We start from the raw sequence: 13,666 nt of genomic DNA on the forward strand, positions 1-13,666 counted from the left end.
ATCCTGGCCGTGCTCGACCTGGCGGCCATCGTGTACCTGCTCTCCCCGCTCTCCCAGTCCCGCGCCCAGCGCCAAGCCCCAGGTGCGGTAAAACTCCGTTACATCTTCGTAGGGGCGGGTTGCGAGATTGATGGCGACGCGCATATCAGCCCAGCAAGGCTCCTGCGACTCCGGCCAGCGACCACCCCGGGACGTCGGCGGGCAGCTCGCCGCTGACGTAACGCGCCAGCGGGAGGTCCTGCACGCGGGCATTGGACTGTTCCTGCAGTGCGGGGGCGATCTCGGCGGCGGATGCGCCGCTGACCAGGATGCCCTCGATGTGCTCGCCGAAGGTGTCCTCGAAAAAGACGACCGAGGGGTAGATCTCGGAGGCGACCTGGGCGCCTTCGACGCGCCCGCCAGCCGGGTTCTCCAGGGTGCGGAAGAGGCGAAGTTCGTTGCCGTCCACGATGGCGACGGTGATGGTGCCACGGTCGATCTTCACCACCATGGTGGGGCGTTCGCCGGCGACGACGCCCAAGGTCGCCAGCATCGAAGGCAGGACCACCCCGGGCGCGTAGCCGAGGTCCACGAAAGGCGCTTCGTACTCCTGGATGACGGCGCGGGGCGCGACCGCCGCCACCACCCGCACCGAACCATCGGCGCGACGGGCCTGATAGGAAAGTGCAGCCTGCTCGATGTCGAAGGGGAGCGACTTGCGCAGGCGGAAGCGGACGATGCCGGCGGCTTCTGCCGGATCTTCGGGCAGGGTCTCGAAGTCGAGCAGCATGACGCGGACCGCGGCGTCGGGGATAACGACCACAACATCGCGGGTGCGGCCGCCGACGGCGGCGAGGACGTCGCTGACCGCCAGCCGCAATTCTTCCCTGCGGGTGACGTTGCCGGGGGCCAGGCCGGGGACGACCGCGCCAGCAGAGAGGCGGCGGGCGCTGTGGACGTCCACCAGCATGGCGCCTTCGTGGGCGCGCGCGGCCACCACGCGGTCGGCCGCGATCTCGCAGGCGATCCGCAGCCGGTTCTTCACGGTGTGCGGCATGAACCGGCTAGTTTCCAGTTTCGGGTATCAAGTTTCAAGAGGTAAATGAGATCCTCGCTAAACCTGCCCGCGTCGAGGGCGCGCGGGCCACTTGCTCTAGCGCGTGGTTTCGATGAAAGTGACCTTGTTGATCTCCTTCAGGGTGGTGATGCCGCGGCGCACCCGGTCCAGGGCCGACTCGCGGAGGAAGCGCATGCCGTCCTCGCGGGCCACGCGGCGGATCTCGGAGGTCGGCTTCTTGTCGAGGATCATCTCGCGCACGCGGTCGGTCAGGTCGAGGAGCTCGTGGATGGCGGTGCGGCCACGGAAACCGGTGCCGGCGCACTCGATGCAGCCTTCGCCTTCGTAGAACGGCACCGGCCCCCATTCCTTAGGGTCGAGACCGCTGGCTTCCAGGACGTCGGCGGAGTAGCGGACCTCTTTCCGGCAGCTGTCGCAGATGACGCGGACCAGGCGCTGCGCCAGGATGCAGTTCAGGGCGGAGACGAAGTTGTAGGGCTCGACGCCCATGTTCAGGAAGCGCCCGATGACGTCGACCACGTTGTTGGCGTGCACGGTGGTGAAGACCAGGTGGCCGGTGAGGGCGGACTGGATGGCGATCTGGGCGGTCTCGGTGTCGCGGATCTCGCCCACCATGATCTTGTCGGGGTCGTGGCGCAGGATGCTGCGCAGGCCGCGGGCGAAGGTCAGCCCTTTCTTCTCGTTCACCGGGATCTGGGTGACGCCCTTGATCTGGTACTCGACCGGGTCCTCGATGGTGACGATCTTGTCTTCCTCGGATTTGATCTCGTTGAGCGCGGCGTAAAGGGTGGTGGTCTTGCCGGAGCCGGTGGGGCCGGTGACCAGCACCATGCCGTAGGGCTCCAGGATGTAACGGCGGAAGCGCTTGAGGTCGTCGTCGCTGAAGCCCACCACGTCGAGGGTAAGCTTCTTGAACTTCTCGCTCATCGACTCCTTGTCGAGGACGCGAAGCACGGCGTTCTCGCCGAAGATGGTAGGCATGATGGAGACGCGGAAGTCGATGTCGCGGTGCGGATTGCCGTACTTCACGCGGAAGCGGCCGTCCTGGGGCACCCGGCGCTCGGCGATGTCGAGCTCCGACATCACCTTGATGCGGGAGATGATGGTGTTGTGATGGTCCTTGGCGATGGGGGCCATGGCCTGCATGAGCACGCCGTCGATGCGGTACTTGATGACCACCGACTCGTCGCGCGATTCGATGTGGATGTCGGAGGCACGGCGCTGCAGGGCGGTGAAGATGGTGGTGTCCACCAGGCGGATGATGGGGCTGTCGGCCTCGCCGGTCAGCTTCTCGATGGAGATGGTCTCTTCGCCGGCCTCGTCTTCGCGGACGACGTTGAGGGTGAAGCTCTCGCTGGCTTCCTCCAGCACGCGCTGGGACTGCTCGGTCTTCTTCAGGATGTCGCTGATCTGGGAAAGGGTGGCGACCTTGACCACCAGGCGCTTGCCGAGGAGCAGCCCGATCTCGTCGATCATCATGAGCTGGCTGGGGTCGGCGATGGCGATGACCAGGCGGCCGTCTTCCAGCTCCTCGAGGGGGACGAAGTTGTAGCGGAACATCAGGTCAGCTTCGATCTTGCGGAAGAGTTCCGGCTGCAGGCGGAAATTGCGCAGGTCCTGGAATTCGCAGCGATAGCGCCGGGCCAGATCACGGGCGCGCGCTTCCTCGTCCTGCACGCCGCTGAGGGCGATGCTTCCACCGTTCACGAAAACCGGCTTCTTATCGGCCATTTACCGGGTCACCCATTCCTCTTTCCGAGCCCACATCGATCTGGAACGCACGGCTACGCCATCCTTGCACGTTCAGCGGTGAAGGCCTCCGGAGCCCAGACTGAAAATAGGCATGTAAAGCGATATCAGCACTCCGACCACGACCACGCCCATGAAGATGAGGATGACCGGCTCGATCAGGGTCAGGGCGGCAGCGACCGAGGTCGCGACGTCTTCCTCGTAGAACTCAGCGACCGAGTTCAGCATACCGGGCAGGGAGCCGGTCGATTCCCCGACCTCGATCATCTCCACCGCCAGGTCAGGCATGACCTTGGTTTCTTCCAGGCTGCGGGACAGCGGCGCACCCTCGCGGACGCGCTGGGCCGAGCGGCTGATGCCGGAGGCCAGCAGCCGGCTCTGCATGGAAGCGCCGGCCGTCTGCAGGGCCGGCACCAGAGGCAGGCCGCCGGCCAGCAGGGTGGAGAGCATGCGCGAGAACATCGCCACCTGGTATTTGAGCCAGATGGCCCCCACCAACGGCAACTTCATGCGGAAGCTATCCAGCGCCTGGGCGCCACGCTCGCTGCGTTGCCAGCGCCAGATCAGGAACACCACGAGCAGTAGCACGCCAATGATCAGCGGGAACCATTTCTGGATGAAGACACCGATGGTGAGCATGATCTCGGTGCTGACCGGCAATCTCACTTCGAGCTGGCGGTACAGCTCGGCGAACCGAGGAACGACGAAGGTGACCAGGAAGGTCAGCATCACAGTCACCAGGACCAGCAGCAGCGCCGGGTAGACCAGGGACGCCAGCAGCTTCCTGCGCACCGAATTGGCCACGCGCTGAAAGGCGATATAGCGGCCGAGGACTTCGTCGAGATTGCCACTCTTCTCGCCTGCCAGCAGGGTGGTGGTGTAGATCTTGGGGAAAATCGTTTGCGCTTCAAACGCCTGGGACAGTGACTCGCCGCTGCGCAGGCGGTCGCGGACGTCCTCCAGCACGCGCCGGAAGTAGCGGTTTCGCTGGCGCCGATGCAGGAGGTCGAGAGCGGTCAGGATCGGCAAGCCGGCCTTGATGAGCGTCAGGAACTGGGCATTGAAGATGATGAACTCGTCCTGCTTGACGCGGTTGCCGCCCAGCTGGAGCTCGCCGCCGGCGAAAAGCCCGCGTGGTTTCACGGAGTAAACCAGGAAACCCTGCTGGGCGTAGCGGTCGCGCAGTTCCGCCTCGGAGTGGCTGTGCTCGACCTGCTCCAGCACCTGCCCGCGCTCGTCGGCCATCCTGATCAGAAATTCGGCCATCGGTTATTTATGAGTCTATCACCGCAAAATGGGGGGCAGGACGCAGGAAGCAGGAAGCAGGAAGCAGGAAGCCGGCTCCACACCTGCCTCCTGCTGCCTAGTATTCTCCGACGTCGCCCGCCTGGATCATCTCGACCCCGGCAGGAGGGTGGAACTGGAATCGGGTGTCGGGGATGTTGACGTTCTCCTGCTGGTTGCGGAAACGGAACTCGGTGCTGGAACCATCCAGTTCCTCTGCGACGATGCGGAAGATGGTGCCGTCGGGGCTGACCTCGAGCAGAACCCGGCTGAGACGGTCGGCCATGGATTTCGGCACACCCTGGAGCACGACGTTGCCCGTCGCTGCCGGGGGGATGTTGGCCAGCGCGAGGCCGCTGAACTCCTTTTGCAGCTTCGTCTTTCCCAGCAGATAGCGCAAAGGGGAGCGCAGGTCGTCGATGTTCTTCACCGGCGCCTGTCGGGCCTGCCGTTCGCCAGGCACGTAGAAATACGCCTTCTTGCCGTCGGTGAGGAACAGCTTCTCGCGCGGGTTGCGGTAATCCCAGCGCATGCGGCCGGGTTTCTTGAGCCAGAGGGTGCCCGACTCGGTGCGCTGGATGCCGGCGCCCTTGTAGATCTCAGTGAAATCCGCGGTGAGCGTATCCAGGTGGTTGTAGCGGCGGTCCACGCTGTCGGCCAGCCGCTGCACATCGTCGGCGCGCAAGGCGGCGGTGGCCAGCAGGACTGCGAGAATCGCACCAGGGATCTTTCTCAATGTTCTTTCAGGTCTCCGGACAGCGGTACTTTGCTTACTTTGATTCCGACTTCCAGAACTTGGGTGCTTCCTTGCCCGGTGGCAGCCCGCGGGTGATAAAGGGCAGGGAATCCGGGTCCTGCACCTCGACGCGGCCGTCGGGCGTGAGTTCATAAGGCTTCCCCTGAGGGTCGACGGGGAGCCGGCTTAGGTAGCCGGCCGAGATCATCTGGAACCAATTGCTGGCCGGCTTCCCGGTGTTCTCGTAGTACTGGCGGACCAGAGCCTCGAGGTAGCCGACCTCTTCATCCACTCGCAGGGCCAGCAGGTGGCGGACGGCGTTGTCCTTGATCATCTGGTCGTTCGTGGATTCGTAGATGTGCTCCCAGAGGAAGCGGGCGGTGGCGATCTCGCCGCCGTGCTGGGCCATGATGGCGGCCATGATCCGCATCCAGGGATGGGAGCTGGGAATCTTGGCGCCCTCCTCGAATGCCTGGGCCGCGGCCTTGTAGTCCTTGCGCTCGATGTAGTGGATGTAGCCGAGGTTGTAGTAGAGGCGCCAGGCACGGGGATTGGCGCGGATACCGCGCTGCACCAGGGCTACGGCGGCGTCGGGATCACCGGCGCCCTGCGGCGGCTCCTGGCTAAGGAAGATGGCGCCGAACTCATAGGCGGGCAGGAGCCGCGGATCGAGCGTGGTGGTGATGTCGAGCAGGGGCGCCAACAGCTTGTACTCCATGGAGCCCTCGTGGTGCTTGCCGCCGAAATACTGCACGACCCGCGTCCAGTAGATGTCGGCGAGCAGTCCGTTGTAACCGAGGCTGAGCCGCCTCACGATCTGGGGCGAGGGGATATAGAGGACGTCCTGCAGGGTCTTGCCGGCGCGCAAGCGGTCGAGGCGGCGGACCATGAGCACCGCGCCCGCCAGGCTGGCCAGCAAGAGCACGCTGGCGACCGCCACGACCCTGCCCCGCGAAGTCATTTGAGATCCCGGTACTCGAAGATGATGACGGCGGTGCTGACCGCTACCACCGAGTAGAGCAGCGCGTAAACGGTGTTGAACAGGACGAGGCTGGCGGCGACCGGCTCTCCGTGGGCCACCGGCGTGATGACGTTCAGGGCGGCGAAGTTGGGAACCAGGTGGGCCATGCCGATGGCCAGCCAGCGCGCCGGCGGCCGGGCCAGCAGGGCGAAGGCACGCAGGTCTTCGGCGAATGTACCGATCACGAACATGGCCAGCGCAAAGACGGCGGAGAGGATGGGCGAGGAGAACGACGAGAACAACAAGGTGATGGCGGTCACCACGATGAATTGAAGGATGATGAAGTAGATGGCGATGAGGACGTAGGTGTCCGACCAGGTGAAGGCGCGGGTGACATAGAACAGCGCGCCCAGGACACCCACCGCCATCAGGGCCGTGTTCACCACCAGGGTGAGAGAGAGACCGGCGAACTTGCCCACGATGAATTCCCAGCGCCGCACCGGGCGGGAGAGCAGGGTGTAGAGAGTCTTCTTGTCGATCTCCTTGGCCACCAGGCCGATACCGATGAAGATGGCGATCGCCAGCCCGAAGAGAGAAACCGCGGTCAGACCGAGGTTGATCACCACTTGCCGCTCGACGTTGATGGAGATCTGCCCGACCAAGATGGAGGAGGCGGCCATCAGCAGGGCGAAGAAAATCAGGTTGTAGAGCACGCGGTCGCGCACTGCTTCGCGGAAGGTGTTGAAGGCGATGTAAGCCAGGCGGGAGGTCATGGGGCGACCTCCGCCGGAGCAGCGCGGTCGGCCGGAGCGCCCATCTGCTGCAGGAAGTAGTCCTCCAGGGTGATGCGCACAGGATTGACGGAAATGAGCCGGACGCCGGCGCGACGCAGAGCGTCGAGCGCGGCGTCGAGTTTTTCTTCCGGCAGGATGGCGCGGTGAGTCTCGCCGCTGAGGCGGCATTGGCCACCCAAAGCGGTGACAGCGGCCTCTGCGCCGCCGCCTTGCCAGTGGATCTCAACCCGGCCGCCGGTGCTAGCGGTCAGCTCCCTGATGGTCCCGGCGCCGCGCAACGTTCCCTGGTGCACGACCGCGACCCGGTCACACAGGTCCTCGGCGTCAGAGAGGATGTGAGTGGAGAAGAAGACAGTCTTGCCCTCGTCCTTCAGTCCCTGGATCAGGTCCCGGACCTCGCGGCGGCCGATGGGATCGAGCCCCGACATGGGCTCGTCGAGAAAGACAACCTTAGGGTCATGGAGGATGGCTTGCGCGATACCGACGCGCTGCAACATGCCCTTGGAGAACTTGCGCAACTGGATGTCCGCAGCATCGGCCAGGCCAACGCGCCTGAGCATCGTGGAAACCCGCGGAGCGCGCTCGCCGGCCGGGACCCCGGAGAGCTGTGCGTAGTAGTGCAGCAGCTCGGAGGCGGTGAGGTAGTCGTAAAAGTAGGGCTGCTCGGGAAGGAAGCCGATCTGCGCCTTGACCCTCGGGTCCTGCATGTCGTGGCCGAGGATGCGGGCGGAGCCGCCGGTAGGAAAAATGATTCCCATCAGCAGGCGCAGGGTGGTGGTCTTGCCGGCCCCATTGGGGCCGAGATAACCGAAGATCTCGCCTTCCTGGATAGAGAGATTCAGCGGGTGCAGAGCGACCTTCTGCCGCTTGCGCCAGAAGCCGAAGGTGTAACTCTTCTGGAGATTGAGCGTCTCAATCGCCGTCATCGGTGCTGTACGCGAGATTATAGACGAAGAGGTCACGGGGTGCCGGGGACCGGCATGCGCACGACAGCCGCGGGCGCGGGCGGGACGGGCTTGGAGCGCAAGTCGAGCCAGGCGCGCAGCTCGTCGGTGGTGCGGATCTGACCCAGCAGGCAGGCCTGGATCAACTCGCGGGTGAGGAGCGTATGAAAGCGGTTGTGATACTCGAGGCCATGCTTCTGCCCCGCGAGCTTCACCATGTACGGAATGCGCGGGCTGCTTTGCTCGTTCCAATCAGCGTACCAGCGCAGGGCGTGGTCGGAAGTCACCAGCACGGTGGAGCGGTCCCATACGCCCGCCTGCTCCATGGCGCGGCGGATGTCGGCGAGATTGCGATCGCCGAGGGCAAGATTATCAAGATACCAGTCCCTTGCGAAGTTGAAGATGGTCAGGTGGCCGGAGCCGCGGTCGTAGATAGCGGGCTCGTGCGGCACGGGCAGGTGCAGCAGGACCAGGCTGAGCGTGGGATCGGTGGCGTCCTCGATGGATTCCCGCAGCAGCCGGTCGTAGCGGAGGACATGACGCTGACGATCCTCCAGCGGCCACAGGCTGCGGAGCGCGCTGCCCAGGCTGGTCGAGAGGCTGGGCTCGAAGCCGCGCACGCGGGTGTCGATGGATTCCCAATAGCAGTCGCTCAGGACGGGAGCCAGCACCCGGCAGTAGGGGATGTACCAGCCCACGATGGTGGCGTCCCAGCCCTGCGAGCGCACCCAGCTGAACACCGAGGATTCCTTGATCCAATCCACCGGCTTGTTCTGATCGTCGGCGGTGACCAGCAGGCCGGTGCCGTGGAAGAGCCCGATCTCCACCGGTTGCCCGTACATCAGTGATGGAATGGCGCTTGCAGTCTGAATGCCGGACTGGATGGCATTGTCGGCCCACAGGGACTCCGACATCATGCGGTCAAGCTCGGGAAGTTGCAGGCCGGTGGGGCGGGTGCGGGGATCGATGTATCGCCAGTCGGCTTCGTCGTAGATGATCCAGACGAAGCGGGTGGGCGCGGGCGACGACGAATGGATCCGGCCGGCGACGAGCGGCAGAGGTGGTTCATGCGCAACCCTCCAGGACGCCTGCAGGACCATGATCGGCAGAAACGGCAGGCAACACAGAGCGACGACCTCGGCTGCGCGACCGATCCAGAGAGGGAACCGGGCCAGCAGCGACATCACCACAATGACCAGCAGCGCCAGGTAGGCGAAGAAGTTCTCGTCGCGGATGATGCGGGAAACGTCGTTCGGAAACTGATGGCGGATCAGATTCAGGAATACGACTAGCGGCAGCAGGAAGACCCAGCGATCGAAGGCGATTCGCCGCAAGGGGGTGGAACGGCCGAGCCAGACGACGAGCGACAGGATGCCGGTGAGCAGTGCTAGGACGATGCCGGCGGCCAGCAAGTCGCGCCACGACCAGCGCGGCAAAAGGAACTGATTGGCAAAGACCAGGCGGCGCCAGACCTCCATCAGGCAGATACCGGCCAGAGAGAGGCAGACCAGAAAGTCGCGGCGGGTGAACGATCTCATGCCGCGCGCCGTAACAGGAAGAGAGTGCGCTCGCTCGCGGGCAAGGTCAACGAACGGACGATGCGGAAACGTCTCTGGACCGCCTGTTCGAAACCGCTGCGATCCAGGTCGGCGTGCAGCTCCTCGCGCCCGCGGACGATGCGGCGGAACATCGGATCCTGGGGAGAGATGAACTCGATCAGCAGCCAGTCGCGGGTCAGGTCGGCCGCCAGGTCCAACACCGAATCCAGAGGCACGCGTTCGGTGACCATCAAATGGTGGAGAACGGCCAACATGAGCACGGCGTCGAACTGACCACAGGCCCGCTCTAGAAAGGACGGGCACTCTTGATTCCGCCATCCGGTAGCCGGGCTGGGCTGGGCGATATTCACGACCAGCGGCAGGATCGTCAGGTTCTGGGCTGCGGCCCGGCGGTACAGGCGGCCGACGAGGGCAGCGTCGGCGTCGAGCGCTACAACGCGCGCGCCGGCAGCGGCGGCTTCCACGCTATAGGCGCCGGTGTTGCAGCCGACATCGAGCAGACTGTGGGGACGATCTTCGGCCAGCCAGCGGCGGACGAAGTCTTTCTTTGCGCTCTCTTGCTCCCGGGTGTAGCTGGGATGGGTCTCGGCGTAGCCGGTCCAATGTGAGCTGGGCGAGAACCCGCCGATGCTGCGCACGGCTTTGCGCAAGCTACGGATCCGTGAGGCAAGAACGAACCGGGCCTTGTCCGGAGCTTCGTGGCGGGGTTGGTACAACTGCGGTCCACGAGCTTCGGAGCGCGCACTGAGCCAGGTGGGGATGGTGGCGTATCCCAGAAGCGGCGGAAGAAGGCGCCGCAGCGGACTGCTCATGCGGTACACATCTTCCGGTGAAAGCCCTTCCCGGCGGCCGGTGAACACCTGGTCCGGAGCCAGACGAAAATGCTTGTAGGCGATCAGTGGCAGCAAGAACGTGCGCACGAACTGGGCGTAGGCGCGCCACACGGGATCGCCGGGTGCCCGCGGTTCGACCGACAGGACATCCACGAACACGGCGTCGGAGCCGCGGAAAAGAATGTTGAAGGGGGTGGCGTCCTTCAGCCCAAGGCCTTCATCAAGCAGTCCCTCGGCGAGGTCGAGGGTGAGTTCGGCGGCGGCGGCGAGCATCTCAGGAGGCCACTCGTAGGGATAGGAGGGGAACTCGAGGCGCTCGTGGCGCAGCAGGAGGGCATCGTCGGGCAGCGAAAGCTCGCGTTTCAGCTCTCTTGCTGCCGTGTCCTCCAACACTTCGGCAGGAATGACATGGCCCAAGTCGGCGAGCCGGCGCACCGTGGCGGATGCCTGGAAGGCTTGGAGGTTGGGCAGGCCCGGCGGAAAAACCGCCCGCACCAAGTGGCCACCACGACGGATCAGGCGTCCGGCAGGGTCTCGAAAGGATGCGGATTGCGGATCAGCGTGACTTTTCGTTGCTGAGGGCATCCTGGCTTCGCTTATGGCCGCCGCGCGGACTGATCCAGGCGGCAAAGCGGCGGAAGTAGAACAAGAGGCCGATAAAGAACGAGCCGATCAACTGCCACAGCAGCGCCCCGGACCCAGGGTCGGCGTAGAACAGGGCCAAGAGGCCAGGATTCGGGACTCCGAACGCCGTCATCATCTCGCTCCTACATCACAAAAATACCAGAAAACCATGCTGCTCGAGGTAGTTACCGCGGTACCTGGACAGAAATCGGGGCGGGACCAGCCCGCCCCGGAATCAGCTTACTGCAGGGCCGGGAAGCCGGTCTGGCACTGCACGTCGGTGGTAGCCGCCGTGATACCAGCGCCCGGATCGAAGTGGATGACGCCATCCGCCGAGCTGCAGAAGGTGCGCTGCCCGCTCTGGCCGGGATTCTGGGGCACAGCATGCGACACGTACGATACGCGCGGGATCGCGCCCGGCGAGGACAGGCTTAGAAAGTAGCCGCTCTTGGGGCACGGGGCCGCGGCGCAGCCCACCACCGCATCCAGCAGGCCGGCCTGCAGCGAAGTCGCGGGCGGTCCAGCGCCCGGGCCCAGCTTGGCCAGGGTGTCAGCAAAGCCCTGCGCCGGGTAGGTGCTGGAGTAGGTGACCTCCGCAGTGTTGATGGAACGCAGCGAGCCCACCGCTGAGCTGTCGTTCGCCGCGATGCGGGAACGAAGCAGGTTCGGGATGGCGATCGCGGCGATGATCAGAATGATCGCCACCACGATCAGCAGCTCGATCAGCGAGAATCCTTCGTGTTTCTTAATTTGTTGTCTCCGGTGTTTCGATGGTCTAACAAAAAGGGGAACCAGAACTCGCGTTCCGCGTTCCCCCTGGCTCGTACCCTCCCCCAGGTACTTGCCAAAATCAGAGCCCGATCAGCTTACTGCAGGGCCGGGAAGGCCTGGCACGCCGTGTCGATGATACCCGCAGCGATGCCGCCGCCTGGATCGAAGTGGATGACGCCATCGCCCGTGGAGCAGAAGGTACGCTGCCCGCTCTGGCCGGGGTTGATGGGGACTGCCGCCGACGCGTAAGTCACGCGCGGGGTGGCGCCCGGTCCGGACAGCGTCAGTTCGTAGCCGCTCTTGGGGCACTTCGCTCCGCCGCAGCCGACGACCGCATCGAGCAGGCTGGCGTTGGTCGAGGTTGCGGGCGGTCCAGCGCCCGGGCCCAGCTTGGCCAGGGTGTCAGAAAAGCCCTGCGCCGGATAGGTGCTGGAGTAAGTGACTTCCGCTGTGTTGATGGAACGCAGTGAGCCCACCGCTGAACTCTCGTTCGCCGCAATGCGGGAACGAAGCAGGTTCGGGATGGCGATTGCGGCGATGATCAGAATGATCGCTACCACAATCAGCAGCTCGATCAGCGAGAATCCTTTCTGCTTCTTCATGTAGTTTCCTCTCTTGTCGTTCTGAGTGTTGCCTGAAACTGTTGAACGTCGGGGGCCATCTGGGTGTTCGCACTTTGCTTGCCAACGGCAGGCGTTCTGGAGGGTGGAAGGTGTATTCGGCCAACTTGTTGATTACTGGCGGCTTGTGTGCTACTGGCCGAGTGTCAGCAGTAGGGTTGTGGGTGGTCAACGCGCGGGATGTTAGGTCGAATGACAGTTTATGTCAATCAAAACCTCAATTTTTGTCAGGCAGTGAGGGTCGGCCTAGGGCAAACCCCCGGTTCAACAGGTGAGCTGCTCGCGGGTGATTTTCAGGCCTTCCAGGTTGCCGAGGACGGTGACGGCAATCTTATCGGTGTGGAAGAACTCGTTAGCCATGGCGACCAGGTCGTCGGCGACGACGGCCTCGATGCGCTGGATGATCTCGTCGAGCCCAAAGAAGCGATCGAAGTACATTTCCTGGCGGGCCAGGTTGGACATCCGCGCAGTCGAAGATTCCAGGCTGAGCATGAGGCTGCCCTTCAACTGGTCCTTGGCCCGTCGCAGCTCCTCCTGGGGAATGGCATCGGCTTTCAGGTTGCGGAATTCCTGCACGATGGATTCCACCACCTTGCTGGCGGATTCCAGTGAGGTGCCGGCGTAAACCGAGAGGCATCCGGTGTCGCGATAGGGGTTCAGCTCGCTGTAAATGGCATAGACCAGGCCCTGGCGTTCGCGGACGTTCTGAAAGAGTCGAGAGCTCATGCCCCCACCCAGCAGGGTGTTCAGGATGTAAGAGGGATAGCGGCGGTCATGGGCGATGGGATAGGCGGGTACACCGACGCAGATCTGCACCTGCTCCAGCGATCTTTTGTTACGCAGCACGATGCGGGAGGAGACTTGAGGCGGCGACTCGTGGAAGCCGTTCCTGGCCGGCTTTAGCCGAGCGAAATGGCCGCTGACCAGCTCCACGAACTGCTGATGATTGATGTTGCCGGCAGCGCTGACGATGATGTTCCCGGGGGTGAAGCGCTGGCGGTAGAAATCGAACACCAAGGGCTGCTCGAATCGGCGCACGGTCTCTTTGGTGCCCAGGATGGGTTTCCCCAGCGGATGGTCGCGCCAGAAATTCTGGGTGAAGATCTCGTGGACGAGATAATCGGGGCTGTCTTCGTCCATCTTGATCTCTTCCAGGATGACGCCGCGCTCGCGGGCGATGTCCTTGACGTCGAAAACGGGGTGGAGAACCAGATCACTCAGCACCTCGAGGGCGATGGGCAGGTGCTCGTCGAGCACCTTGACGGTGAAGCAGACGCATTCCTTGGCGGTAAAGGCGTCCATGTTGCCGCCGATGGAGTCGATCTGGCGGGCAATATCCTCGGCGCTGCGCGTCTCCGTTCCCTTGAAGACCATGTGCTCGACGAAATGGGAGATGCCGTTGACCTCGGCATCCTCGTGGCGCGAGCCGGTCTTGATCCATATCCCGATAGACACGGAGCGGATGTGAGGCATCTCCTCGGTCAGCACGATCAGACCGTTGGGCAGAACCTCGCGTTGAATATTGCGCAGTTCTTCGACCATTGCTTCTTCTACTTCTGAGAAGGCCCCGGTCAGAAATTGTGACATAGGTCGAACGCTCGTGCCGAAAACATTAGTGCCGCATTTTCAATCGCTTGAAGACTTCCCGAGGGCGGAGTCCCACGGTGTTCAACACTCAGCCACCGGCTGAAATCAGGTAAGTAGGATGCACGAGCGGGCGAGCGTACAAAGAAC

The 13,666-nt window shown here is 63.8% G+C and carries 13 protein-coding genes; all 13 read right to left on the reverse strand.

The window, feature by feature from the left end:
- Positions 1–145: 145 nt before the first annotated feature.
- Complete coding sequence (locus VMS96_14195) at positions 146–1,036, reverse strand: hypothetical protein (GenBank protein ID HVP44578.1); 891 nt, start codon at positions 1,034–1,036, stop codon at positions 146–148.
- A gap of 96 nt (positions 1,037–1,132) precedes the next feature.
- Positions 1,133–2,788: a GspE/PulE family protein gene (locus VMS96_14200; protein ID HVP44579.1), complete on the reverse strand. Its 1,656-nt coding sequence runs from the start codon at positions 2,786–2,788 to the stop codon at positions 1,133–1,135.
- Positions 2,789–2,860: 72 nt separating this feature from the next.
- On the reverse strand, positions 2,861–4,072 hold the full coding sequence (locus tag VMS96_14205) for a type II secretion system F family protein (GenBank protein ID HVP44580.1): 1,212 nt from the start codon (positions 4,070–4,072) through the stop codon (positions 2,861–2,863).
- A gap of 97 nt (positions 4,073–4,169) precedes the next feature.
- Complete coding sequence (lolA, locus tag VMS96_14210) at positions 4,170–4,826, reverse strand: outer membrane lipoprotein chaperone LolA (GenBank protein HVP44581.1); 657 nt, start codon at positions 4,824–4,826, stop codon at positions 4,170–4,172.
- Positions 4,827–4,860: 34 nt separating this feature from the next.
- Positions 4,861–5,787: a tetratricopeptide repeat protein gene (locus tag VMS96_14215; GenBank protein ID HVP44582.1), complete on the reverse strand. Its 927-nt coding sequence runs from the start codon at positions 5,785–5,787 to the stop codon at positions 4,861–4,863.
- On the reverse strand, positions 5,784–6,560 hold the full coding sequence (locus VMS96_14220; protein HVP44583.1) for an ABC transporter permease subunit: 777 nt from the start codon (positions 6,558–6,560) through the stop codon (positions 5,784–5,786). The genes VMS96_14215 and VMS96_14220 overlap by 4 nt, the downstream gene beginning before the upstream one ends.
- Positions 6,557–7,507, reverse strand: coding sequence for an ABC transporter ATP-binding protein (locus VMS96_14225; GenBank protein HVP44584.1), 951 nt, complete (start codon positions 7,505–7,507; stop codon positions 6,557–6,559). Before VMS96_14225 ends, VMS96_14220 begins: the two co-directional genes overlap by 4 nt.
- A gap of 32 nt (positions 7,508–7,539) precedes the next feature.
- Positions 7,540–9,063, reverse strand: a complete 1,524-nt coding sequence (locus VMS96_14230; protein HVP44585.1) for a sulfatase-like hydrolase/transferase — start codon at positions 9,061–9,063, stop codon at positions 7,540–7,542.
- On the reverse strand, positions 9,060–10,502 hold the full coding sequence (locus tag VMS96_14235; protein HVP44586.1) for a class I SAM-dependent methyltransferase: 1,443 nt from the start codon (positions 10,500–10,502) through the stop codon (positions 9,060–9,062). The genes VMS96_14230 and VMS96_14235 overlap by 4 nt, the downstream gene beginning before the upstream one ends.
- Positions 10,474–10,677 (reverse strand): hypothetical protein, encoded by a 204-nt coding sequence (locus VMS96_14240; GenBank protein HVP44587.1) that lies wholly within the window; start codon positions 10,675–10,677, stop codon positions 10,474–10,476. Before VMS96_14240 ends, VMS96_14235 begins: the two co-directional genes overlap by 29 nt.
- Before the next feature lie 104 nt (positions 10,678–10,781).
- Positions 10,782–11,378, reverse strand: coding sequence for a prepilin-type N-terminal cleavage/methylation domain-containing protein (locus VMS96_14245; protein ID HVP44588.1), 597 nt, complete (start codon positions 11,376–11,378; stop codon positions 10,782–10,784).
- Positions 11,379–11,407: 29 nt separating this feature from the next.
- Entirely contained in the window at positions 11,408–11,914 is a 507-nt protein-coding gene (locus tag VMS96_14250; protein ID HVP44589.1) for a prepilin-type N-terminal cleavage/methylation domain-containing protein, read from the reverse strand.
- A 282-nt stretch (positions 11,915–12,196) separates the two neighbouring features.
- Complete coding sequence (locus VMS96_14255; GenBank protein ID HVP44590.1) at positions 12,197–13,474, reverse strand: pitrilysin family protein; 1,278 nt, start codon at positions 13,472–13,474, stop codon at positions 12,197–12,199.
- Positions 13,475–13,666 lie beyond the last annotated feature (192 nt).

This window comes from Terriglobales bacterium, assembly GCA_035543055.1.
In the GTDB taxonomy this organism is placed as follows: Bacteria; Acidobacteriota; Terriglobia; order Terriglobales; family Acidobacteriaceae; genus JAIQFD01.